Origin of the sequence: Paraburkholderia nodosa, assembly GCF_001718195.1 — a bacterium.
Classification (GTDB): domain Bacteria; phylum Pseudomonadota; class Gammaproteobacteria; order Burkholderiales; family Burkholderiaceae; genus Paraburkholderia; species Paraburkholderia nodosa_A.
Genome location: NZ_MCNV01000017.1, coordinates 141,845 through 163,488 on the forward strand (window position 1 = coordinate 141,845; position 21,644 = coordinate 163,488).

Annotated in this window: 18 protein-coding genes and 2 pseudogenes; 7 read left to right on the forward strand and 13 right to left on the reverse strand. The window is 65.2% G+C overall.

Features of this window, described 5'->3' with window-relative positions:
- Positions 1-73 precede the first annotated feature (73 nt).
- Positions 74-1,519: an MFS transporter gene (locus BFD71_RS25855; RefSeq protein ID WP_069267158.1), complete on the forward strand. Its 1,446-nt coding sequence runs from the start codon at positions 74-76 to the stop codon at positions 1,517-1,519.
- Positions 1,520-1,588: 69 nt separating this feature from the next.
- Here BFD71_RS25855 and BFD71_RS25860 read toward each other — a convergent pair whose 3' ends face one another.
- The 4 genes from BFD71_RS25860 to BFD71_RS25875 form a co-directional block, all read right to left on the reverse strand.
- Positions 1,589-2,494 carry a LysR family transcriptional regulator gene (locus tag BFD71_RS25860; protein WP_069267159.1) on the reverse strand — a complete coding sequence of 302 codons (906 nt, stop codon included), beginning with the start codon at positions 2,492-2,494 and terminating at the stop codon, positions 1,589-1,591.
- Positions 2,495-2,679: 185 nt separating this feature from the next.
- A complete protein-coding gene (locus tag BFD71_RS25865; RefSeq protein ID WP_069267160.1) occupies positions 2,680-3,072 on the reverse strand; it encodes a VOC family protein in 393 nt (130 codons plus the stop codon).
- Positions 3,073-3,085: 13 nt separating this feature from the next.
- Complete coding sequence (locus tag BFD71_RS25870) at positions 3,086-4,063, reverse strand: hydroxymethylglutaryl-CoA lyase (protein ID WP_069267161.1); 978 nt, start codon at positions 4,061-4,063, stop codon at positions 3,086-3,088.
- A gap of 15 nt (positions 4,064-4,078) precedes the next feature.
- Positions 4,079-5,269 (reverse strand): CaiB/BaiF CoA transferase family protein, encoded by a 1,191-nt coding sequence (locus tag BFD71_RS25875; protein ID WP_069267162.1) that lies wholly within the window; start codon positions 5,267-5,269, stop codon positions 4,079-4,081.
- Between the two features lie 395 nt (positions 5,270-5,664).
- On the opposite strand from BFD71_RS25875, the gene BFD71_RS25880 reads away from it, so the two are divergent.
- Entirely contained in the window at positions 5,665-6,624 is a 960-nt protein-coding gene (locus tag BFD71_RS25880) for a D-2-hydroxyacid dehydrogenase (protein ID WP_069267163.1), read from the forward strand.
- A 45-nt stretch (positions 6,625-6,669) separates the two neighbouring features.
- Here BFD71_RS25880 and BFD71_RS25885 read toward each other — a convergent pair whose 3' ends face one another.
- The 3 genes from BFD71_RS25885 to BFD71_RS25895 all read right to left on the reverse strand — a co-directional run bounded on the left by BFD71_RS25885 (position 6,670) and on the right by BFD71_RS25895 (position 10,193).
- Positions 6,670-6,918: a hypothetical protein gene (locus tag BFD71_RS25885; RefSeq protein ID WP_069267164.1), complete on the reverse strand. Its 249-nt coding sequence runs from the start codon at positions 6,916-6,918 to the stop codon at positions 6,670-6,672.
- Between the two features lie 209 nt (positions 6,919-7,127).
- Positions 7,128-8,456, reverse strand: a complete 1,329-nt coding sequence (locus BFD71_RS25890) for an MFS transporter (protein WP_069267165.1) — start codon at positions 8,454-8,456, stop codon at positions 7,128-7,130.
- Between the two features lie 99 nt (positions 8,457-8,555).
- Positions 8,556-10,193: a gamma-glutamyltransferase family protein gene (locus BFD71_RS25895; protein WP_069267188.1), complete on the reverse strand. Its 1,638-nt coding sequence runs from the start codon at positions 10,191-10,193 to the stop codon at positions 8,556-8,558.
- Positions 10,194-10,347: 154 nt separating this feature from the next.
- On the opposite strand from BFD71_RS25895, the gene BFD71_RS25900 reads away from it, so the two are divergent.
- Together BFD71_RS25900 and BFD71_RS42300 are read left to right on the forward strand one after the other, a co-directional pair.
- Entirely contained in the window at positions 10,348-11,211 is an 864-nt protein-coding gene (locus BFD71_RS25900) for a LysR family transcriptional regulator (protein ID WP_069267166.1), read from the forward strand.
- Positions 11,212-11,464: 253 nt separating this feature from the next.
- A complete protein-coding gene (locus BFD71_RS42300; RefSeq protein ID WP_069267167.1) occupies positions 11,465-11,770 on the forward strand; it encodes a hypothetical protein in 306 nt (101 codons plus the stop codon).
- A gap of 221 nt (positions 11,771-11,991) precedes the next feature.
- Here the strand turns inward: BFD71_RS42300 and tssJ are convergent, their stop codons facing one another.
- Positions 11,992-12,546, reverse strand: coding sequence for a type VI secretion system lipoprotein TssJ (gene tssJ / locus BFD71_RS25910; protein ID WP_069267168.1), 555 nt, complete (start codon positions 12,544-12,546; stop codon positions 11,992-11,994).
- A gap of 311 nt (positions 12,547-12,857) precedes the next feature.
- Between tssJ and BFD71_RS25915 the strand changes: the two genes are divergently transcribed.
- The 3 genes and pseudogenes from BFD71_RS25915 (at position 12,858) to BFD71_RS25925 (ending at position 16,867) form a co-directional block, all read left to right on the forward strand.
- Positions 12,858-14,474: a phospholipase D family protein gene (locus BFD71_RS25915; RefSeq protein ID WP_083245475.1), complete on the forward strand. Its 1,617-nt coding sequence runs from the start codon at positions 12,858-12,860 to the stop codon at positions 14,472-14,474.
- Between the two features lie 127 nt (positions 14,475-14,601).
- Positions 14,602-15,701 (forward strand): annotated as a pseudogene (locus BFD71_RS25920) (purine-cytosine permease family protein).
- 107 nt (positions 15,702-15,808) lie between these two features.
- Complete coding sequence (locus BFD71_RS25925; protein ID WP_069267170.1) at positions 15,809-16,867, forward strand: porin; 1,059 nt, start codon at positions 15,809-15,811, stop codon at positions 16,865-16,867.
- Positions 16,868-16,941: 74 nt separating this feature from the next.
- On the opposite strand, the gene hutG is transcribed toward BFD71_RS25925, so the two are convergent.
- The 5 genes and pseudogenes from hutG to BFD71_RS25950 all read right to left on the reverse strand — a co-directional run.
- Positions 16,942-17,751 (reverse strand): N-formylglutamate deformylase, encoded by an 810-nt coding sequence (gene hutG / locus BFD71_RS25930; protein WP_069267171.1) that lies wholly within the window; start codon positions 17,749-17,751, stop codon positions 16,942-16,944.
- A gap of 31 nt (positions 17,752-17,782) precedes the next feature.
- Complete coding sequence (locus BFD71_RS25935) at positions 17,783-19,201, reverse strand: formimidoylglutamate deiminase (RefSeq protein ID WP_069267189.1); 1,419 nt, start codon at positions 19,199-19,201, stop codon at positions 17,783-17,785.
- A gap of 14 nt (positions 19,202-19,215) precedes the next feature.
- Positions 19,216-20,448 carry an imidazolonepropionase gene (gene hutI / locus BFD71_RS25940; RefSeq protein ID WP_069267172.1) on the reverse strand — a complete coding sequence of 411 codons (1,233 nt, stop codon included), beginning with the start codon at positions 20,446-20,448 and terminating at the stop codon, positions 19,216-19,218.
- On the reverse strand, positions 20,448-21,137 hold the full coding sequence (locus BFD71_RS25945) for a HutD/Ves family protein (protein ID WP_083245476.1): 690 nt from the start codon (positions 21,135-21,137) through the stop codon (positions 20,448-20,450). Before BFD71_RS25945 ends, hutI begins: the two co-directional genes overlap by 1 nt.
- A pseudogene (locus BFD71_RS25950) lies at positions 21,134-21,644 on the reverse strand (urocanate hydratase); the annotation flags it as partial. The pseudogene BFD71_RS25950 and the gene BFD71_RS25945, both read right to left, overlap by 4 nt.

Genomic DNA, 21,644 nt, shown 5'->3' on the forward strand with positions numbered 1-21,644 from the left:
TCTCCGTACCGTTCGTACGGATTTGCGCCCCGACCGCGGCTCGTGACGCGGCATCGAAAATACCGGAGACAGCATGAACAGCCATCCCCTCGACCTGGGCGGCAGCGCGCCGGGCGAAGCGCCACACCGCCCGCTCGCCGCGGAAGCCCCATTGCCAGGCCACCAGGGCGTCACGCTCAGCAGCTTCATGGACGACATGCCCGTGGGCGCGCTGCACCGCTTCGTGGTGTGGGTGATCGGCATTGGCCTCTTCTTCGACATGTACGAGATCTTCCTCGTCAGTTCGATCGGCGCCGCGCTGCAGAACGAATACGGACTCGATGCGCACAGCCTCGCGTTCAAGCTCTTGCTGGCCTCGGCCTTCGTCGGCATGTTCTTCGGCTCGCTCTTCCTCGGCAGTCTCGCCGACCGCATCGGCCGCCGGCGCGCCTTCCTGTTCACGCTCGTGTGGTACAGCGCGTTCTCGCTGCTCGCAGCGTTCTCCGTGGACGCCACCATGCTCGTGGTCTGCCGCTTTCTGACCGGCGTGGGCGTCGGCGCGATCTATCCCGTGGCCGATAGCTTCCTTTCGGAGATCCTGCCGAAGGAGAAACGCGGCCGGATGGCCGCGTGGGCCTATACCACCTCGTACGTCGCGGTGCCGCTGGTCGGTTTCCTCGCGGTTTGGCTCAATCCGATCCATCCTGCCGGCATTGCGGGATGGCGCATCATCCTCGCCATCGGCAGCCTTGGCGCCCTGTTCGTGCTGGCCGTGCAGCATCGCCTGCCGGAAAGCCCACGCTGGCTGCTGGCGCAAGGCCGCGCCGACGAGGCCTATGCGATGCTGGGCCGCTTCGCGCAAAGCGCCGGCGCGCCGATGCCGAAGCGCTTTGCCGAGCCGAAAACGCGCCAGCATCCGCTGAGCCTCGCCGAACGCATTGCCCTGCTGCGGCGCGCGCCCTATGACAAGCGCTATGTCATGCTCGTCGTGTTTCACCTGTTCCAGGCCTTCGGCTACTACGGCTTCGGTACGCTTGCAGGCGTCGTCGTGAAGAGCCGCGGCATCGACGTGACGGGCAGCACGCTGTTCGTGGCCCTCTCGTTCCTCGGCTACCCGATCGGCTCGCTGCTCTCCGTGCCGCTGCTCAACTGGATCGAGCGCCGCACGCTCGTGATCGCCTCGCTGATCTCCATCGGCATTTTTGGCCTTGGTTTCGCGTACTCGGGGCAGGCCGCGCTGATCGTTTGCTTCGGCGTACTGACAACATGCGCATCGAATGTGTTCAGCAACGCTTACCACGTGTACCAGGCCGAGATTTTCCCCGCCAGCGTGCGCTCGACAGCGATCGGCAGCACCTATTCGCTCTCGCGCATCATGAGCAGCGCCCTGCCCTTCATCCTGTTGCCGGTGCTCACGCAGCACGGCCCGATTGCGATGTTCGGGGTGATCTCCGCCGCGCTCGCCATCGTTGCCGTGACCTTGCGTGCGTTCGGGCCCCTCACCACGCGGCGCAGCCAGGATGAGATCAATCCCGTCTGAGCGTCCGATACCTCAAGCGTCCCAGCGTCACCGGGGCGGCTGCCGCGTCTTGCGGGGCCGCCCCGCTTTTCATTGCTCTGCGCGCGCCGACATGTAGTCGAACAGGCTCACGATGTCCGAGCTTGGCGCGCTATCCGCCTTCATGCCGATCCAGAGCGTGCGCGTCGCCCACGTGTCCGCCAGCTTCACCTTGACGACGCCGGCTTTGCCGCGCTCGTCGCTCACCGCGTCGCGCGGCAGCACGCCGATGCCCAGTCCTGCTTCGATCATGCGAAACACGCCGTCGAAGTTCGAGGCCTGGATGCGCAGCTTCAGCGATCGCTCGACGGCGAATGCCGCGTCCGTCATGCGCGCGAGCAGCGAGCTGCCATCGCTCAGGCCCACGTAGTCTTCGTCGAGCGTATCGGCGAAGCGGATCACCTCGAGTTGCGCAAAGTGATGACTGCGCGGCACGAGCAACACGAGTTCGTCGCGGCGATAGAGGCGCCGCTCGATGCCGGGTGCGGGCACGTTGTCGGCGAACACGCCGAGGTCGGCCTTGCCTGCGCCGAGCGCTTCGACGATTTCGTGGCTCAGCCGCTCTTCGAGACTGACCTTGATGCCTGGATGCTCATTCAGGAAGCAGGCGAGATCGACGGGCAGAAACTGCACGATCGCCGACGTATTCGCCCACATGCGCACGTGCCCGCGCACGCCGGCGGCGTAATCGCTCATTTCGGTGGCCATGCGATTGACCTGATCGACCACGCGCGTGGCGTGCTCCAGCAGCGCATGCCCCGCGGGCGTGAGATCCACGCCGCGCGCGCGACGGATGAACAAGGCGCAGTCGGTCACGCTTTCGAGTTCGGCAATGCGCTTGCTGACGGCCGAAAGCGTGAGCTGCCCGTGCTCGGCGGCCTTGGTGAGGCTGCCATGTTCCGCGACGAGCAGAAAGACCCGCAGCGACTGCAGATCGAAGTGAAGTGGATTGACCATGACGAATGGGGCAAAGCCGGCGCGAGAGACGATTGTCCTGCATCGCGGGCTCGGGAGGAAGTGCAGATGTGGGAACGGAGAGGCGAACGTGCTGCGATGCACGTCCGCGTGCCGGCCATGCGGGCCGGCGTGCTCGCCGCCCAACCGGCGCCCCCCGGCTCGACGGCAAAAACTGGCGAGAGGGATCAACCGGCCTGGATCGGCTCGGAAATTTCGATGAGGTTCAGATCGGGGTCACGCACATAAACGGAGCGAATCTTCTGCGTCGCGCCCGTGCGCTCGACCGGACCTTCGACGATCGGCCAGTTCTTCCCGGCGAGATGCGCGATCACCACATCGAGCGGCACCGCGGCGATGAAGCACAGATCGAGCGCGCCCGGCACCGGCACATGCGCCTTGGGCTCGAATTCCGCGCCACGCACATGCAGATTGATCTTCTGGTTGCCGAAGCGAAACGCGAGCCGCCCCGCACCGAAGGTCTCCAGTTGCATCTGCAAGACTTCCGTATAGAAGTGCTTCGTTGCCTCAGGGTCCACGCAGGTCAGCACCAGGTGGTCGAGGTGGTCGATCAACGCCATGCTTCGCTCCTTGTCATGAGTACGCGCGTTGTGGGGGCATGCCTTGCGCCTGCTCAGGCACCGGATGCAGGTCGAGGCGGCGGCCGGCCTTCAGAATCTGGCTGGGCACGTCATGACCGATCAGGCCGGGCAACAGCGCGGCGGCGTCGAGCACGGCGGCGAGATCGACGCCGGTGTCGTAGCCGTCGAGTTCGAGCATGTGCACGAGTTCTTCGGTGCACACATTGCCGCTCGCACCCGGCGCGTACGGACAGCCGCCAAGACCGCCAAGCGAAGCGTCGAAGCGCACGATGCCCGCCTCGAGCGCCGCAAGCGTGTTGGCGAGCGCCATGCCGCGCGTGTTGTGGAAGTGCAGCGTCAGTTCGAGTGTGCCGAACGCCCGCGCAGCGCTTTCGCACAACGTCCGTACCTGTGCGGGATGCGCCATGCCGGTGGTATCGCAAAGCGTCACGCCCTGCACGCCCAGTTCGGCAAAACGCTGCATCCAGCCGAGCACGTCCTGCACGGGCACGTCGCCTTCCATCGGGCAGCCCATTGCTGTGGAGAGCGAAACATTGATCGCGACGCCCGTGCCGCGCACGGCGTCGATCACGTCGCGCAACTGCGCGAACGACTGCTCGCGCGTCATGCGCAGGTTGGTGCGATTGTGAGTCTCGCTCACCGACATCACGAGATTCACTTCATTGACGTTGCACGACAGCGCGCGCTCCGCGCCGCGCACGTTCGGCACGAGCACCGTATAGACGACGCCCGGCACGCGCTCGATGCCGTGCATCACCGCCTCGGCGTCGCGCAGTGCGGGAATCGCCTTGGGCGACGTGAACGAGGTCACTTCGATCTTCGCGTAGCCGCAGGCGCTCAGGCGGTCGATCAGCGCGATCTTGTCGTCAGTGTCGATGAAGGCGGCTTCGTTCTGGAAACCGTCGCGCGTCGCGACTTCGTTCAGATACAGCACCTTGCCCTTGAAGTTGTCCTTATTTCCGGTCGTCATCTTGCCGCTCTCCGTTCAGATCACACCGCGCGCGCGCCATGTTTCGCGCGTTGCGGCGTCTACGCCTATCGATTCCAGCACCGTTTCGGTATGCTCGCCGAGCGTCGGCGCGCTACGCTCGATCGTGCCGGGTGTGCCGCACAGTTTGGGCACCACGCCCGGCACTTGCACCGCCGTGCCGTCGGGCAAGGTATCGTCCACGATCATCTCGCGGGCGTGGTAATGCGGATCGGCCGCGATGTCTGCGATGTCGTAGATGCGGCCCGCTGGAATACGCGCCTCGTTGAGCGCCGCGAGCACCTGGTCGAGCGTGTGCCGCGCGGTCCATTCGCCGATGGCGGCGTCGATGCGCTCGACCTGCGCGACGCGTCCGTCGTTCTGCGCGAGCGCCGGATCGTTGCCCAGGTCCGGGCGGCCGATGAGTTCCATCAGGCGGCGATAGATGCTGTCGCCGTTGCCTGCAATCAGCGCGTACTTGCCGTCGCTGCAGCGGTAGGCGTTGCTCGGCGCGATGCCGGGCAGGCTGCTGCCTGCCGGCTGGCGCACGGCGCCGAACACCGAATACTCGGGCAGCAGGCTTTCCATCATGTTGAAGACCGACTCGTAGAGCGCGACGTCGACGACCTGGCCCCGTCCGCCCTGCTGCTCGCGATGCCGCAGCGCCAGCAGGACGCCGATGACGCCATGTAGCGCAGAGAGCGAATCGCCGATCGAGATGCCGACACGCACCGGTGTGCGCTCAGGCTCGCCGCTCAGGTGACGCAGGCCGCCCATCGCTTCGGCGACCACGCCGAAACCGGGCCGGTCGCGATACGGGCCGGTCTGCCCGTAGCCCGACACGCGCAGCATGATGAGGCCGGGATTGATCGCGCTGAGTTCGTCCCAGCCGAGGCCCCAGCCTTCGAGCGTGCCGGGGCGGAAGTTTTCGATCAGGACGTCGGTTTCCGCTACGAGACGGCGAATCACGTCCTGCCCTTCGGGCGTGCGCAGATCGAGCGTGATGGATTCCTTGTTGCGCGACTGGGCGGCCCACCAGACCGACGTCCCGTCGTGCAGCAGGCGCCACTTGCGCAAAGGATCGCCCACGCCGGGCGGCTCCACCTTGATGACGCTCGCGCCGAACTCGGCGAGCATGCGGCCAGCAAACGGACCCGCGATGAGCTGTCCGAGCTCCAGAACGCGGATGCCTTCGAGTGGTCGTGGCATGGCTGTGTCTCCTGTCGACCAGAGTCAGGGCAAAGCTGTCGATCAGAGTTAGCGCTTTAGCTGTCGATCAGAGTTAGCGCTTTAGCGCTTACTCTGATCCCATGCAAAGCTCCTTACTCTGATCCCATGCAAAGCTCCTGACTCTGGTCCCATGAAAGGGGTTATTTCGGACTGTCTGCGATTGACGATGGGAGACATGATGAACCGGCCCGCACCCTTTGATAATCGATGCTTGCTCAATCTGGCTTGAGCAAATGGAAAGGCAGCGAAGGCCTGTGGCGCGGCGTCGCTGCGCATTTCCTCACCGGAAACCCAGTTGGCGGATCGAGCAAGCCAGCCGCGCACCCGGTGCGCGACAATCGCGGACTACCCCTCTTTCGCTCAGGCCAGACATCATGCACGTCGTATTTCTCGATCGCGCGACGCTCGCGCCCCAGACGCGGCTGCGTCCGCTGCCGTTCGACCACACCCTGGAAACCTTCGAGCGCACCGCGCCCGAAGAGGTCGCCGCCCGCATTCGCCACGCCGACATCGTCATCACGAACAAGGCGCGCATCAGCGCCGAAGCGCTGGCTGGCGCGACCCGCCTGCGCATGGTCGCCGTCGCCGCCACGGGCACGGACAACGTCGATCTGGCCGCCTGCGCGACGCGCGGCATCGTCGTGAGCAACGTGCGCGACTACGCCGGCAACAGCGTGCCGGAACATACGTTCGCATTGATATTTGCGCTGCGCCGCAGCCTGGCCGCGTATCGCGACGCCGTGCGCGCAGGGCGCTGGCTCGAATCGGGGCAGTTCTGCTTCTTTGATTATCCGATCCGCAATCTCGCGGGTTCGACGCTCGGCGTCATCGGGGACGGCGCACTGGGACAGGCCGTCGCGCAAATGGGACGCGCGCTCGGCCTGCGCGTGCTGTTCGCCGCGCGCAAGACGCGCAACGACGCGCAAGCGGGCTACGTGCCGCTCGAAGCGCTGCTAGAAGAAAGCGACATCATTACGCTGCATTGTCCGCTCACCGTGGAAACGCGGGATCTGATCGACGCCACGGCATTCGCGCGCATGAAGCGGCGGCCCTTGCTGATCAATACGGCGCGTGGGGGACTCGTGAACGAAGCGGCGTTGGTGGACGCCCTGCAAAGCGGAGCGATTTCAGGCGCGGGATTCGATGTCGTGACGCAGGAACCGTTGCCTGCCGATCACCCGTTTCAGGCCATCGTCTCGCATCCGGCGTTCATCCTCACACCCCACGTTGCGTGGGCGAGCGATGAAGCCATGCAGGCGCTTGCGGATCAACTCGTGGAAAACATCGCGGCGTTTTGCGAAGGCACGCCGCGCAATCGGGTCAGTGCGCGTTGAGCGCGAGGCGCGGCAACCGCAGCGGGGTTGCCTGCGCCTGAAACATCAGGCCATTTCCGGCTGCCTGGCGTGCCACCATTCGTCGACGGCCTGCTTCGCCGTTTGCTCGACCACGCTCAGCGCCATCAGCACATCGATCTTCAGCTTGGGAATGGCAAGCTCCACGGAAGGCAGCTTCGCCGTTTCCACCTGTGCGTCGACACCTTCCATAACCGCGCGGCACAGCCATTGCGTGTCCGTCGCGTCTGCTTTCGCATCGACAGTGACTCGAAAGCCACGATATTCGACTGCCATATACTCTCCCGAAACCTGACAAAACGTAATGCTCGCCCCGCCGGACGGCGGTGAGGGGGCGACTATATCACCACTTTCGTGACGCTTCAGCGAGGCCCACACGAAGTCGCGAAGAAGTCGTGCAAAAACGCCGCGCCCGCATTCACGCCCTGTTTAAGGAGCGATTCTGCGGGCGCAAGAACAATCGGGTCAGTTCGGACTTCCGAATTTCAGCTCGCGAGCGTGGTGCGCATCGAAGCCTTCCGCATCGTCCGCCAGCCGACGATCGCGAGCGAAACGCCCGAGATCACGGCGGCAAGCGAGACGTAATACGCGGGAGCGAGCGTATCGCCCGTCACGTGAATCAGCACTTCGGCAATCGTCGGCGCGAAGCCCCCGAAGAGCGTCACGCCAAGGCTATACGCGATGGAAAGCCCCGCAGAGCGCACGCGCACGGGAAAGATCTCCGACATCAGCGCTGGCATCGGGCCCGAATAGGCGGCCTTGAAGATGCCCGCCGCGCCCTGGAGCACGAGCAGCCAGCCGAGCGTGGGGTGTCGCTGCAGCAGCGCGAACATGGGATACGTGAGCGCCGCGAGCAGGATCGACGTGGTCAGCATGATGCGGATGCGGCCGATGCGGTCCGAGAGCGCGCCCATCACCGGCGAAAGCGCGAACTGCAGGCCGCCGTTGAGCACGACCACGCCGAACGAGGTTGCCGCCGCCATGTGGAGCTGCTTCACCGCGTACATCGGCATGTAGAGCTGGAGGATGTACACGCCGACGGTGGACTGCGCAACGATACCCACCGCGAGCACCAGGTTCACCCACTGGCGCCCGAGCCCCGGCTCACTCGTTGCGCGCGCATCCTGTTCGCTGTGCGCTTGCTGGTTCGCGATGAATTCGGGCGTCTCGTCCAGATGCGAGCGAATGTACCAGCCCACGGGCCCGAGCACGAGCCCGAAGAAGAACGGCACGCGCCAGCCCCACGCCTGCAACTGCTCGGGCGGCAGCCACCATGCGAGCACGCCGCCGAACGACGCTGCGAGAATCGCGGCCGCGCCCTGGCTCGCGAACTGCCAGCTCGCGTAGTAGCCGCGCTTCGAGGGGCTGTGTTCGACCATGAACGCCGTCGCGCTGCCGAATTCACCGCCTACGGCAAAGCCCTGCACGAGGCGCGCGAGCAGGATCAGGAGCGGCGCGGCGATGCCGATCGACGCATACGGAGGCATGACGGCCATGGCGAGCGTGCCCGCCATCATGAGCGCAATGGCGAGCGTGAGCGCAGCCTTGCGTCCCTTGCGGTCGCCGTAGACGCCCAGCACGATCGCGCCGAGCGGCCGCATGAGGAAAGAGATGCCGAAGGTGCCGACCGCCAGCAGCGTGGACAGCCATTCGTCGTGCACGGGAAAGAACTGCTTCGCGATGATCGGCGCGAAGTAGCCGTACACGAGAAAGTCGAACCACTCCAGCGCATTGCCGATCGACGAGGAGAACACGATGCGGCGCACCATGCCGCGGCTGAGCGGCGCACCCGTTACCGATGAACCGGTCTCCATGTCAGTCTCCTCCGTTTTTATTTGGTCTACTCATTGATCGTCGTGAACCGCGAGCGAGGTATTCCCGCTCGCGTCAAATACTGCTTGCCGGTTTGCCGCCTAGAAACCCGCTGCGAGCCCGTCGCGGCGCGTGTCGCTCGCGGCCACATAGCCGCGCTCGGGATCGTTGCGATCGAGCTTCCAGATGAACTGGCCCGAGCCGAAGTCCATGTACGGATCGTCGATGCCCTTGATCTCGTGGCCGAGCCCTTGCAGCGCGCGCGCCGTCTGCGGGTTGAAGGTCGATTCGATGTCGAGCGTGAAGTCGCGGTTGACCTTCCAGCGCGGCGCATCGCACGTGGCCTGCGGCTGCTGGCCGTAGTCGAGCATGCGCACGACCGACTGCAAATGTCCTTGCGGCTGCATGTCGCCGCCCATTACGCCGAAGCTCATCACCGCTTCCTGGCGGCCGTCCACCTGCTGCGTGAGGAACGCCGGAATGATGGTGTGAAACGGGCGCTTGCCGCCTGCCACGACGTTGGGCGATGCCGGGTCCATCGAAAAGCCGCAGCCGCGGTTCTGCAGCGCGATGCCCGTGCCCGGCACGACCACGCCCGAACCGAAGCCCATGTAGTTCGACTGGATGAAGCTGACCATCATGCCGCGCTCGTCCACGGCGGACAGATAGATCGTGCCGCCCGAACGCGGCATGCCGAAATCGAAGTGCGTGGCGCGCTTCGGGTCGATCAGCTTCGCGCGCGCTTTCAGATAGGCGTCGTCGAGCATCTGCTCGGGCGTGACTTCCATCGAACGCGGATCGGCAACGTAGCGATAGACGTCGGCGAACGCGAGCTTCATGGCCTCGATCTGCAGATGCTGCGATTCGAGACTGTCGAGCGCGAGCGAGCCCATGTCGAACTGCTCGAGAATGCCGAGCGCGATCAGCGCGGCGATGCCCTGTCCGTTCGGCGGAATCTCGTGGACCGTGTAGCCGCGATAGTTCTTGCCGATCGGCTCGACCCATTCCGGGCGATAGTTGCGCAGGTCGTCCAGCGTGAGCGCCGCGCCGCCTTCGCGCGCAAACGCGGCGATGCGCTCGGCGAGCTCGCCCTCGTAGTAGTCGCGCGGACCGCGTTCCGCAAGACGCCGCAGCGTGGCGGCGTGGCCGGGGAAGCACACGCGCTCGCTCACTTCGGGTGCGCGGCCGCGCGGCATGAACGTTTCGGCAAAGCCCGGCTGATTGTGCAGCTCGGGAATCGCCGCCTGCCACTTGCGCGTGACGATAGTCGCTACCGCATGGCCGCGCTCCGCGATCTCGATGGCCGGTTCCATCAGGTCCGCGAATGGCAGCTTGCCGAACTTCGCATGCAGCGCTTCCCAGCCCGCGATCACGCCAGGCACGGTCACCGTGTCCCAGCCGCGTTTGGGCTGCTTCGCGAGACCGTTTTCCTCGCCGTATTTGCGGCGGAAATAGTCGACGCTCCACGCCGCCGGCGCGTTGCCCGACGCGTTCAGGCCGTGCAGCTTCGCGCCATCCCACACGAGCGCAAAGCAATCGCTGCCCAGGCCGTTCGATACCGGCTCGACCACGGTGATGGCGGCCGCGGCGGCGATGGCGGCGTCGACGGCATTTCCGCCTTTCCAGAGCATGCGCAGCCCGGCCTGCGCGGCAAGCGGATGCGATGTCGAAACGATATTGCGGGCGAACACCGGCAGGCGCGGCGTCGGATAGGGGTTTTGCCAGTTGAAGCGCGTCATGGAAGTCCGGATTCCGGTAATGAACGAAAGCAGCGGCACGCGCACGGCCGCACTCAATTGCGGCGCGCACGGCTCACGCCGATCTGTCGATTATCTTGAAGGATCAAGCGAAAAAATATTAATATTTTATTGTCGACACTTAAGTTTTATTTACATGCTAACCCTACGCATGCTCCGCACCTTGCAGGCCGTCGCACGCAGCGGGTCGTTCGCCACGGCGGCAGAAAAATCGGCGCTCACCCAGGCGGCCGTGAGCCTGCAAATGCGCGGGCTCGAAGAGGCGCTCGGCCGGCAGATCTTCGACCGCCGCGCGCGCCAGGTCGCGCTCACGCGCGAAGGCCGCGAGATCTGCGCGAAGGTCGATCACATTCTCGCGCTGATCGACGAGTTGCCCGCCAGCGCGGGCGACACGATGCGCGGCTCGATCATCATCGGCGCGGTGGTGTCGGTGATCGGCGCGCTTTCGCTGGCCGTCGCGCATCTGAAAACGGGCCACCCGGAACTCGAAGTGCGCCTCACCTCGGCGCGCTCGAACGAACTGGCGCGCATGGTGGAAGACGGCGACGTGGACCTCGCCGTCGTAGTTGGCAGTGCAGATGGTTCGCTTCACGAGTCGCTCGCCTGGACGCCGCTCTACGAAGAGCCCCTCATGCTCGTGACGAGCTGCGCGACGCCCGGCGACGATGCGCGACGCATCCTGCGCGAGCGCAGCTTTCTGCGCTTCGACCGGCGCGTGCCGACGGGCGTCGTGATCGACCGCGCCCTGCGCGAGTTAGGCATCGAACCGCTCGAATACCTGGAGCTGAACTCGATCGAAACGATTGTCTCGCTGGTGCGCAACGACGTGGGCGTGAGTGTGCTGCCCGTCCTGCAAGGCGGCAAATGGCAGAGCGATCCGAATCTGCGACTCGTGCCGCTGCCTGGGCGGCCACTCATCCGCACGGTGGGGATGATTCACCGGAAAGCACACAAGCAGACGTTGCTCACACAAACGATTGCAGACATGCTGCGTCGGTGACAGAACGCGCAACTGCGACCATCTGTCATGCGAATTCCTCAATGGCCTATGAATAGGCGCATTGCGGCCGCACGGCCATTTCGCTAGAGCCTCTCTCGGGTTGACCTGCCTCAACTAGAAAGTAAAATGAAAGCTCAGAAGACAAGAGCGGACGAGGCCACCCGCCTCTGATCGCTCGACAGGCCCCGCTCTCGGCTTTACCCGAGCACGAGAATTAATTAGCAACCCAAACTTATTTTCCGGAGAGAAACTCATGAAAATCAGAACTCGCACCGTTGCCGTCGTCGCCATCGTGGCCAGCGCCCTGTTTGCGGGCCAGGTGTTTGCACAGACCCCCGCACCGGCAAGCCAGGAAGGCCAGCCCGCCACCACGGTGACGCATAACGACCCGATCGTTCAGAAGCGCATGGAAGTTCGCGAGGCCAACCGGCAACAGCGCGCCCGCACGGCGGAAGCGCGCCAGACCTTCAAGCAGGAAGCACGTGACGCCCGGGCCGAGCGCAACCAGTCGGCGCAAGACTCCCGCGCCCGCGCGCAAGCGGCGCTCGACGCGCACTAGGATGCTGGACGCCGGCTTCTCGCTGCCATCTGGGCGTGAAATCCATGCATGGGGTCGAGGCTGGCAAGCACTGTCGCCAGTTGCCCGTGGCAGCGATACGGAGTAGCTCGTATCAGTAGCGAAAGCGGCGAAGCACGTCGCGACAGATGCAGCCGGCGGATTCGCGAATGCCGCCGGAATGCGAGGCCACGCGACTGGCGTGACAAACAGGCGCGCGATTTTCACGGTGCGGGTCGCGCCTTCTGCGTGTCGCCGGCAGCAACGAGATCGTTGCCGACGAGTTCCAGCTTCAGCGGGTCATCAGCCGACAGTTTTTTCTTCGCGAACACACGGCGCCAGCTTGTGCTGGCCGTCGCGTCACGAAAGAATGCCACCACGGCAACATACTCGGCATCGGGCTTCATGGGCTGCGTGACATTTACCGCCCCCCCCGGGGCGACGACGACGCTGGCCATGTCCTGGAGATCCTGGGCCAGCACCGAACGGTCGTCATTCAGGAGGTCGTCGTACGATGCGGCGTCAAACCCCTTGCGGTCCTTGAGCTGATAGATGCGCACAGCGACCGAGAACGGCTGGTTGCCCGAGGTACTGTTCAGCGATGACCGAGCGCTGAGGTCCACGTTGAAGAATCGGGGCTGGTCGTTGACGCAACAGGTACGCATCGCTTCGACCGGTTCTATCGGCTCTCGCCGTGGGCGATCGCCGGACTCGTGTGTGCGGGCGCCGCCATCGTTTTCGTGCTCATCGGGCAAGGTCTCGATCTGCAGGCCTCCCATCTGCTGTCGGCGAAGACCTGATGCCCAATGCGTTGTGAGGATGCGGCGAAACTCGTGCTCCGGACGCGCCTCGCACTGGAACGCCTGCAAAACGGCGAGGTGAATCGCCGTCTGATCAACGATTTATCCAGGCGGTACTGATAACCAACTTTGTCACCGCAGCCTCGCCACCCACGCGTTCGCTCCCGGGCCGTACGCCTGGCGTGGTGCCCGCCACGCCAATCGCGTAAGCTAACGTCGTTGCACGCTCACTCGCGAAGCCCCGCGCTTCGCGCCTCGAAGCGGGATCGACACGGAAAAGCGAACGCTCCATGCAAAAATCGCTCATCGCGCTGGCTGCAAACAGGTGGCGAAAACTGTGCGCCATGGCGTTGCCGCTATGCGCAATCGTGCTTGCCACAGGTCTTGCCGCGTGTCAGCAGTTGCCCCCTCTCGGCGAGCGCCCGGAAACCACGGCGCTCACGTCAGCCGAAGCGCGATCGACTCCACTTGGCAAAGCCGTAGCGGCCGAACTCGCCACCCATCCCGACTTCACCGGCATCGACCCGCTCGCGAACCCGCTGGACGCCTTCGCCTCGCGCGTGGCGCTCGTGCGCAATGCCCAGCGCACGCTGGACGTCCAGTACTACATCTGGCGCAGCGATCTCACCGGCACGCTGCTGCTCGAAGAACTGCGCGAAGCCGCCGACCGCGGCGTGCGCGTGCGCTTGCTGCTCGACGACAACGGCATTCCGTCCTCGCTCGATCCCACGCTCGCGGCACTCAATGGGCATCCCAACATCGAGGTTCGGCTCTTCAATCCGTTCGTCACGCGCAAGCCCAAAGCCATCGGCTTTCTCACCGACTTCTCGCGGCTGAACCGGCGCATGCACAACAAGTCGCTCACGGCTGACGGCGTGGCGACCATCCTTGGCGGCCGCAATATCGGCGACGAGTATTTCGGTGCCACCGACGGCGTCGTGTTCGCCGACCTCGATGTGCTCGCCATCGGGCCCGCCGCCACCGATGTCGCGAACGACTTCGACCGCTACTGGGCCAGCGCTTCGTCATTCCCCGCGTCGCAAATCCTGCCGTACGCGGCGCCCGACGCACTCGCCACGCTCGATCGTGCGGCGCTTGCAGCGCGCACCGATCCGGCCGCGCAGGAATACATCGAATCGCTGCGCAAGACCACCGACGTGCGCCGCCTGCTGGACGGCACGCTGCCGCTCGAATGGGCGAAGACGCAGCTGGTCAGCGACGACCCGGCGAAAGCGCTCGGCACGGCGCCCAAGGAAACGCTCATCCTGAGCCAGCTCCACGAGATCGTCGGCGATCCGCACCGCGAACTCGATCTGGTTTCGCCGTACTTCGTGCCGGGCGAGGTGGGCACGCAATACTTCACCCAGCTCGCCGCCCAGGGCGTGACCGTGCGAGTACTGACGAACTCGCTCGAAGCCACCGATGTGTCCGCTGTCCATTCCGGCTACGCGCGGCGCCGCGTGGCGCTGCTCAAAGGCGGCGTGGAGCTGTTCGAACTGCGGCGCGCGGCGGGCACGAGCAAGGGTTCAGACAAAGCCGCGGGCAAAGGCGCAGGCAGTGGCCCGTTCGGCAGCACGGGCTCGAGCCTGCACGCCAAGACCTTCGCCGTGGATGCAGAGCGCGTCTTCGTCGGCTCGGTGAATTTCGACCCGCGCTCAGCCAACCTCAACACCGAACTCGGGCTCGTGATCGACAGCCCCGTGCTCGCCACCCAGATCGAAAAAGCGTTCTGGACGCGCGTGCCGCAGCTCGCGTATCAGGCGCACCTCGACGAGAACGGCAAGCTCTACTGGACGCGCCTTTCCGATGACACGGTCATCCGCTACGACACCGAGCCGAACACCACATGGAACCAGCGCCTGAGCGTCTGGTTCTTCTCCACCCTGCCTATCGAGTGGCTTTTGTAAGCCACGCATCGACAGGGTAATCCCCAATTTCTCCTAAGTTGTCTATACAACATCATGCGGACATTCCCATCGTCCGCGGCTCGCGGACGCCCTGCACTCACCCCAATGTTCGGAGCCGTCCGTGGCCATGCCTGAATCCGTCGCCAACCTCGAAACCGATGGCCGCAAGATCCTGGAAACGCGCTCGATCGACTACATCCCCGATTCTGAGCGCCACGGCAGCCTGTTCAGCCAGTTCACGCTCTGGCTTTCCGCGAACCTGCAGGTCACCGCGATCATTATCGCTCGATTCACTTCGTCGGCCGCATTGCCAGCGTGATCGGCGTGCTCGCGTTCGTGTTCATGTTCGCGCAGCTCTTTGCGCACCACGATATCGGCGCGCTGTTGGCCAATCGCCATTTTTCGATCGCGAGCTTCCTGCTTTCCATGTCGCTTTCGGCTTCGTGGCAGATCGCATTCGGCCCCTATGTTGCCGACTATTCGCGCTACCTGCCGCGCTCGACTTCGCCCGTGCGCACGTTCCTCGCCGTCGGGCTCGGCTCGGTGGTCGGCGCGCAGGCAGCGATGGTGTTCGGCGTGTTTGCGGCCGCGCTCGCGGGCCACGCGTTCGCGCACCATGAGGTGGCGTATATCGTGAGCCTCGGCGCGAGCGGCGCGGTCGCCGCGATGCTCTACTTCAGCATTGCGTTCGGCAAGCTCACCGTCACCACGCTCAACGCCTACGGCAGCTTCATGTCGATGGCGACGATCGTGAGCGCGTTTCGCGCGAAGCGCGCGATTTCCACGCGCCACCGCTTCCTCTACATCATCGGCATGGTGGGCATCTCGACGCTCGTCGCGCTTGCGGGGCGCCACTCGTTCCTCAAGGAATTCACGGCGTTCATCCTGTTTCTGCTGGCGTTCTTCACACCGTGGAGCGCGATCAACCTGGTGGACTTCTACTGCTTCACGCGCTCGCGCTACGACGTGCCGGCGCTCTCGAATCCCGATGGCCGCTACGGCCGCTGGAACGCCAAGGCCATTGGCATCTACGTGCTCGGCGTGCTGGTGCAAATGCCGTTCATCTCGACGAGCTTCTATACGGGCCCCTTCGTCGACGCACTCGGCGGCACGGACATCTCGTGGATTCTCGGCCTGATCGTGCCGGGCGTGCTCTACTACGCCGCCATGCGCCTCACGCCGCCGGTCATTCCGGAACGCCTGATCCTGCCGGTCGAGCAGGATTGACCCGTGCGGCGCAGCGCGCCGCTTCGCTGATCCACATAGTTCCCATTCGCGCGGGCCTCACCACCCGCGCGTTCGTTTCATTCCTCCGAAAAATAGTTGTACTGATAATGAAAAAGCACCCCGCTACAGCTGTTCGCCCTTCCGCTCGCGCCACGAGAAACTCACTTTGCGCCACCGCACTCGGCCTCTTCGCGCACAACGCGCTTGCCCAGGACGGCGTGACGCTCTATGGGCTCATCGACGAATTCGCCCAATACGTCAACACCGGCAATGGCTACACGGCCGCGCTCGGTTCGAGCGGTCAATGGGGCAGCCGCTTCGGCCTCAAAGGCAAGGAAGACCTGGGCGGCGGGCAGACGCTGTCGTTCGCCCTCGAAAACGGCTTCAACCCCACGGACGGCACGCTGGCCACCAAGGGCTCGCTGTTCGATCGCCAGGCATGGGTCGGCCTCTCGGGCGGCTGGGGCCAGTTGCGCGTGGGCCGGCAAAATTCGCCGCTCTTCAACGATCAAGGCGGCCAGGACGCTTTTGGCGGCGTGACACAGGCTTCGGCCATGGACAACCTCACGGTGTTCACGTTCCGAACGAGCAACACCGTCTCCTATGTCACGCCGGAGTTCGCGGGCCTTCAGGCCGGCATCTACGTGGGCTTCGGCGACGCAGGCGGCCTGCGCTCCGCGGGCTCGAGTCAACAGTTCGACGTGACCTATGCGCACGGCCCATTCGCCACGTTCGTGGCGGGACAGTGGCTCAAAAACAGCGAGGGTAGCGCAACAGACCGCACGATCATGGCGGGCGCCTCGTACGCGATCGGGCGCGTCACGATCTTCGGCGGCTATTCGGACATGAAATGGCCCGACCTGGCGCTGAACGCCTATACCGTGGGCCTTTCCGCGAAGTATCAGTTCAACGTGAACAATGCCGTGTCGCTCGGCTACGCCACCCTGCACGATCGGACGTCGCAAGGGGACAATGCCGATCAGATCGGTTTGATGTACGAATACGACCTGTCGAAAACCACGAACTTCTACGGCGCACTTTCGTTCTTGCGCAACCGTAACCAGGCAAGTTACACGCTCGCCGGCGCGGCGAATCCGGGCCTGCCGCTCGCCTACCCCGGCGCGGACGCGCGTGGCGTGCAGATCGGCATCGTTCACCGCTTCTAAACGCAACAACGGCTCTCGATCGTCGATCGAGAGCCGTTGTGCCCACGCCCAGCCTGGACGGCCGTCGGGAATGCTCAGGCCGCAGCGGCGTTCATCGCCTCGATTTCCGCAAGCGCGCCGCCCACCATTTCGCGCAGCACCGGCTGGACTTTCTCCGCAAGCGCGGGAACGTAGTCGAACGGCGCCGTTTCGTTCATGTAAACCGACTGGCACATCTCCAGCTGGATCGCATGCACGCCGTCCTGCGGCGCGCCGAAATGGCGCGTGATGTAGCCGCCCTTGAAACGTCCGTTCGCGATCCACGAATAGCCGCTTGCCGCCGCCGCGCGTTCCGCGCGCGCCTGCACCGCCGGGTTCACCGTGCGGCCGTCCTGGGTGCCGATGTTCAGGTCGGGCAGCTTGTCGTCGAACAGACGCGGCAGAACGCTCGCGATCGAATGCGCTTCCCACAGCAGCACATTCGCATGCGCCACGCGCAGGCGCTCGAGTTCGGCGGCGAGCGTGTCGTGATACGGCTGCCAGAATTTCTTCACGCGGCGCTGGCGCTCAGGCGCGTCGGGCACGCAGCCGTCGCGGTAGACCGGCTCGCCGCGAAACGTTTCGGTCGGACACAGCGACGTGGTGGTCTGGCCGGGATAGAGGCTCTCGTCGTTCGGCGGGCGGTTCAGGTCGATCACATAGCGCGAAACGCGCGCGCCGAGCACGGTCGCGCCCAGCTCCTTCGCAAACGCGTAAAGGCGATCGAGATGCCAGTCCGTATCGGCGACGGTTAGCGCCACGTCCGTGTACTCGCCGTGCATCGCGGCCGGAATGTGCGTGCCCAGGTGCGGGATCGAAATGATGAGCGGCGCGGTGCCGCGTTCCAGCGAAAAGATATCGGTCATCGAAAGTTGCCTCGTGAATTGGCGCCTGCGTTCAATCATCAGCCAGCAGTCTGGCGAGCGCCGCGCGGTAGTCGGCGTAAAGGCGGGCTTCGTCGCGATGGCGGCGCGCTTCCACGACCTTGACGCCACCGGTATAGACGTCGAGCACGGGCGTTTCGCCATGTTCGCAAAAGACGACCGACGAGAGCCACGTGAGCGGCTTTTGCTCGGCGAGGTTCGGATGTTGAGCGTCGAGCACGATCCAGTCGGCGCGCGCGCCTTCCTTCAATGCGCCAACCTTGCGCCCCGTAGCACTGGCGCCTCCGGCGAGCGCTGCGTCGAACAGGCGGTCCGCAACCTGTGCCTGATGCGTCGAGGCCAACACGTTGCGCTCGCGCCGCGCGAGCCGCTGACCGTATTCGAGCAAGCGAAGCTCCGCGCGCCAGTCCACGCCGATGTGACTGTCCGAGCCCACGCCGAACGCGCCGGTCGCATCGAGATACTCGCGCGTGGGGAAAATGCCGTCGCCAAGATTCGCCTCGGTCGTGAGGCACAGACCCGCAATCGCACCGCTCTGCGCAAGCGCGGCGGTCTCCCTTGCATCGATATGCGTGGCATGGACGAGGCACCAGCGCGAGTTGACGTTGAAGCGGTCGAGCAACCATTGCACCGGCCGCGCGCCTTCGATCGCCATGCATGCCTCGACTTCGGCCGTTTGTTCGGCGATGTGAATATGCACCGGTGCACCGGGAAGCGCTCGATCCAGGCCTTCCAGCAGCGCGCGCAAGGAGTCGTGCGAGACGGCGCGCAGCGAATGGGGCGCGACGCCGTAGCGCAACGCGCCGTGCTCGGGCTGCCACGCACGCAGCGCTTCGACGATGCCGAGCAACTGTTCCGGCGTGTTGATGAAGCGCCGCTGATCGTCGCGCGGCGCTTGCGCGCCGAAGCCGCTGTATTGATAGAGCACGGGCAGCATCGTCATGCCGATGCCGGTCACGTTCGCTGCGTCCACCACGCGTTGCGCCAGTTCGGCGGGGCTCGCATACCGCTGGCCATCCTTGCCGTGATGCACGTAGTGGAATTCGCAAACAGAGGTGTAGCCCGCCTTCAACATCTCGACATACAGCCAGCGCGCAATCGCCCCGAGATCGTCGGGTGTGATGCGCGCCGCGAAGCGGTACATGAGGTCGCGCCAGCTCCAGAAGCTGTCGGTGGGGTTCGCGCGATATTCGGTGAGGCCCGCCATGGCGCGCTGAAACGCATGCGAATGAAGGTTAGGCATGCCAGGCGTGATCGGGCCCGACGCACGCGCGACGCCTTCAGGCGCTTGCGCCAGATCGGGCGTCACGTTGCGCAGCGTTCCCGCGGCGTCCCATTCGAGCAGCACGTTGCGGCGCCAGCCGTCAGTCAAGTAAGCGTACTCGGCGAAGAGCGCGCGCGAAGTCGGATTCGTTTCGATGGTGTGATTCATGCTGAAAATTGCGCTCAAACGCGACGCTCAAATGCGCGACGCTCAAAGACGGTCTCGCCGCCGCGCACCACGCGCGCGCAGAGCGGACGGCCAATCCAGTAAGCCAGCTCCGCGAGTGACTGCACCGACCAAACGGCAAAGTCTGCGGGACGGCCAGCCGTGAGCGTGCCATGACGCTCTGCGTCGCCAAAAGCCTGCGCGGCGTGCCGCGTCACGCCCTGCAACACCTCGGGCACGGTCATGCGAAACAGCGTGGTCGCCATGTTCATCATGAGCAGCAGCGAAGTGGCGGGCGACGTGCCCGGATTGCTGTCGGTCGAAATGGCGATCGGCACCTCGTAGCGCCGCAGCAAGTCGAGCGGCGGCAGCTGCGTTTCGCGGATGAAGTAGTACGCGCCCGGCAGCAGCACCGCCACCGTGCCCGCCTGCTTCATGGCGGCGACGCCCGCTTCGTCGAGAAACTCGAGATGGTCGGCGGACAACGCGTTGTAACGCGCCGCGAGCGCTGCGCCGCCGCTATTGGAAAGCTGCTCGGCGTGCATCTTGACCGCAAGCTTGCGCCGCGCGGCCGCCTCGAACACGCGCTCGCTCTGCGCGAGCGAAAATCCGATTCGTTCGCAGAACACATCGACAGCGTCCACGAGCCCCTCGTCGGCCAGCGCAGGAAGCATACGTTCGCACACTTCGTCGATATAGTCGTCGGCGCGGCCGGCGAACTCCGGCGGCAACGCATGTGCGCCGAGAAACGTCGTCCGCACCGTGACCGGATAACGCTCGCCAAGCTGACGCGCGACGCGCAGCATCTTGCGCTCGCTCGCCAGATCGAGGCCATAGCCCGATTTGATTTCGACTGCCGTTACGCCTTCGGCGAGCAACGCTTCGAGACGCGTTGCCGACTGCGCGAACAGCGCGGCTTCGTCGGCCGCGCGCGTGGCGCGCACCGTCGAGACGATGCCGCCGCCCTGCCGCGCGATTTCTTCGTAGCTCACGCCCGCAAGGCGCTGCGCGAATTCATCGGCGCGCTGTCCGCCATAGACGAGGTGTGTGTGGCAATCCACGAGGCCTGGCATGACCCAGGCGCCGCCCAGGTCTTCGCACGGCCAATCGGTGAATGGCGCGGGCAATTCGGCAGCGGCGCCGAGCCACGCGATCTTGCCGTCTTCCACAGCAATCGCCGCGTTCTCGACGACGTGGCCCGGATCGCCATGCGGGCACAGGTTGAGGTTTTGCCAGAGTGTGCGTTTCATCAGGTATGCACAGCATCGCGCGATGCCGTTTCCGTAGTGTCTTGCGGCGGCTCTTGCAGCACATCTAGCGCAACGGCGAGCAAGGCGCCCGCGCCGCGCGTGTCGATGTGCAAAGCGCGTTGCGCATCGAGCGTATCGATGCGCAGCGTGTCACCCGCTTCGAGGCGCACGTGACGTTCGTTATCCACGCGCACATCCTGCCCGCCTTGCGCGCAGTAGAGCAATACCGTTTGCGCATGCATGCTGCGCCGCTCGTTTGCGCGCCACACTTCGAGCGTGCCGCGCGCCGCATCGCGGCGCACCATCAGGTTGAAGTCGCGCGTGGCGCCGTTCACGAGGCGCGCGTCGATCGCGGCTTCTCCCGCGAAATGCGCGACGTCGAGGGGCTGCGTGAGCACATGCGTACGCCCCGCTTCGTCGAGCAGCATGCCCGCGCCGTCGAGCAGCACCAGCGTCCGATCGACGCCCTCGAAGCGCGAGAACGGCCCCGCCTGCGCGACATCGGCCACGCTCACGCGCCACGCGAACGCGTCCAGTGACGCGTCGGCACGCGATGCCACGTGCGCCACCGCGATTTCGCGCGTGACGCCGCCGCCGTTCTTCCACGGCGACGCCACGAGCGCCGCGCCACGCAGCAGCGTGAGCCTGGCGCCCCCCGCCGCGCCGCCTACCGCTTTTTCGCCGCTCATCGGCCGAGCATCGGCAGCTTGAGACCCGCCTCGCGCGCGGTCTGCTGCGCGAGTTCGTAGCCGGCATCCGCGTGGCGCATCACGCCCGTGGCCGGATCGTTGAGCAGCACGCGGCCCAGACGCTCGTGCGCCGCCTGCGTGCCGTCCGCCACGATCACCACCCCCGAGTGCTGCGAGAAGCCCATGCCGACGCCGCCGCCGTGGTGCAGCGACACCCACGACGCACCGCCCGCCGTGTTCAGCAGCGCATTGAGCAGCGGCCAGTCGCTCACCGCGTCCGAGCCGTCCTTCATCGATTCCGTTTCGCGGTTCGGGCTCGCCACCGAGCCGGTGTCGAGGTGGTCGCGGCCGATGACGACCGGCGCCTTCAGCTCGCCGTTCTTGACCATTTCGTTGAACGCCTGGCCGAGACGATAGCGATCCTTCACGCCCACCCAGCAGATACGCGCCGGCAGGCCCTGGAACGCGATGCGCTCGCGCGCCATGTCGAGCCAGTTGTGCAGGTGC

Coding starts and splice junctions, on each gene's coding strand:
- BFD71_RS25855 (WP_069267158.1), top strand. CDS start 74: ATGAACAGCCATCCCCTCGACCTGGGCGGCAGCGCGCCGGGCGAAGCG.
- BFD71_RS25860 (WP_069267159.1), bottom strand. CDS start 2,494: ATGGTCAATCCACTTCACTTCGATCTGCAGTCGCTGCGGGTCTTTCTG.
- BFD71_RS25865 (WP_069267160.1), bottom strand. CDS start 3,072: ATGGCGTTGATCGACCACCTCGACCACCTGGTGCTGACCTGCGTGGAC.
- BFD71_RS25870 (WP_069267161.1), bottom strand. CDS start 4,063: ATGACGACCGGAAATAAGGACAACTTCAAGGGCAAGGTGCTGTATCTG.
- BFD71_RS25875 (WP_069267162.1), bottom strand. CDS start 5,269: ATGCCACGACCACTCGAAGGCATCCGCGTTCTGGAGCTCGGACAGCTC.
- BFD71_RS25880 (WP_069267163.1), top strand. CDS start 5,665: ATGCACGTCGTATTTCTCGATCGCGCGACGCTCGCGCCCCAGACGCGG.
- BFD71_RS25885 (WP_069267164.1), bottom strand. CDS start 6,918: ATGGCAGTCGAATATCGTGGCTTTCGAGTCACTGTCGATGCGAAAGCA.
- BFD71_RS25890 (WP_069267165.1), bottom strand. CDS start 8,456: ATGGAGACCGGTTCATCGGTAACGGGTGCGCCGCTCAGCCGCGGCATG.
- BFD71_RS25895 (WP_069267188.1), bottom strand. CDS start 10,193: ATGACGCGCTTCAACTGGCAAAACCCCTATCCGACGCCGCGCCTGCCG.
- BFD71_RS25900 (WP_069267166.1), top strand. CDS start 10,348: ATGCTAACCCTACGCATGCTCCGCACCTTGCAGGCCGTCGCACGCAGC.
- BFD71_RS42300 (WP_069267167.1), top strand. CDS start 11,465: ATGAAAATCAGAACTCGCACCGTTGCCGTCGTCGCCATCGTGGCCAGC.
- tssJ (WP_069267168.1), bottom strand. CDS start 12,546: ATGGGAGGCCTGCAGATCGAGACCTTGCCCGATGAGCACGAAAACGAT.
- BFD71_RS25915 (WP_083245475.1), top strand. CDS start 12,858: ATGCAAAAATCGCTCATCGCGCTGGCTGCAAACAGGTGGCGAAAACTG.
- BFD71_RS25925 (WP_069267170.1), top strand. CDS start 15,809: ATGAAAAAGCACCCCGCTACAGCTGTTCGCCCTTCCGCTCGCGCCACG.
- hutG (WP_069267171.1), bottom strand. CDS start 17,751: ATGACCGATATCTTTTCGCTGGAACGCGGCACCGCGCCGCTCATCATT.
- BFD71_RS25935 (WP_069267189.1), bottom strand. CDS start 19,201: ATGAATCACACCATCGAAACGAATCCGACTTCGCGCGCGCTCTTCGCC.
- hutI (WP_069267172.1), bottom strand. CDS start 20,448: ATGAAACGCACACTCTGGCAAAACCTCAACCTGTGCCCGCATGGCGAT.
- BFD71_RS25945 (WP_083245476.1), bottom strand. CDS start 21,137: ATGAGCGGCGAAAAAGCGGTAGGCGGCGCGGCGGGGGGCGCCAGGCTC.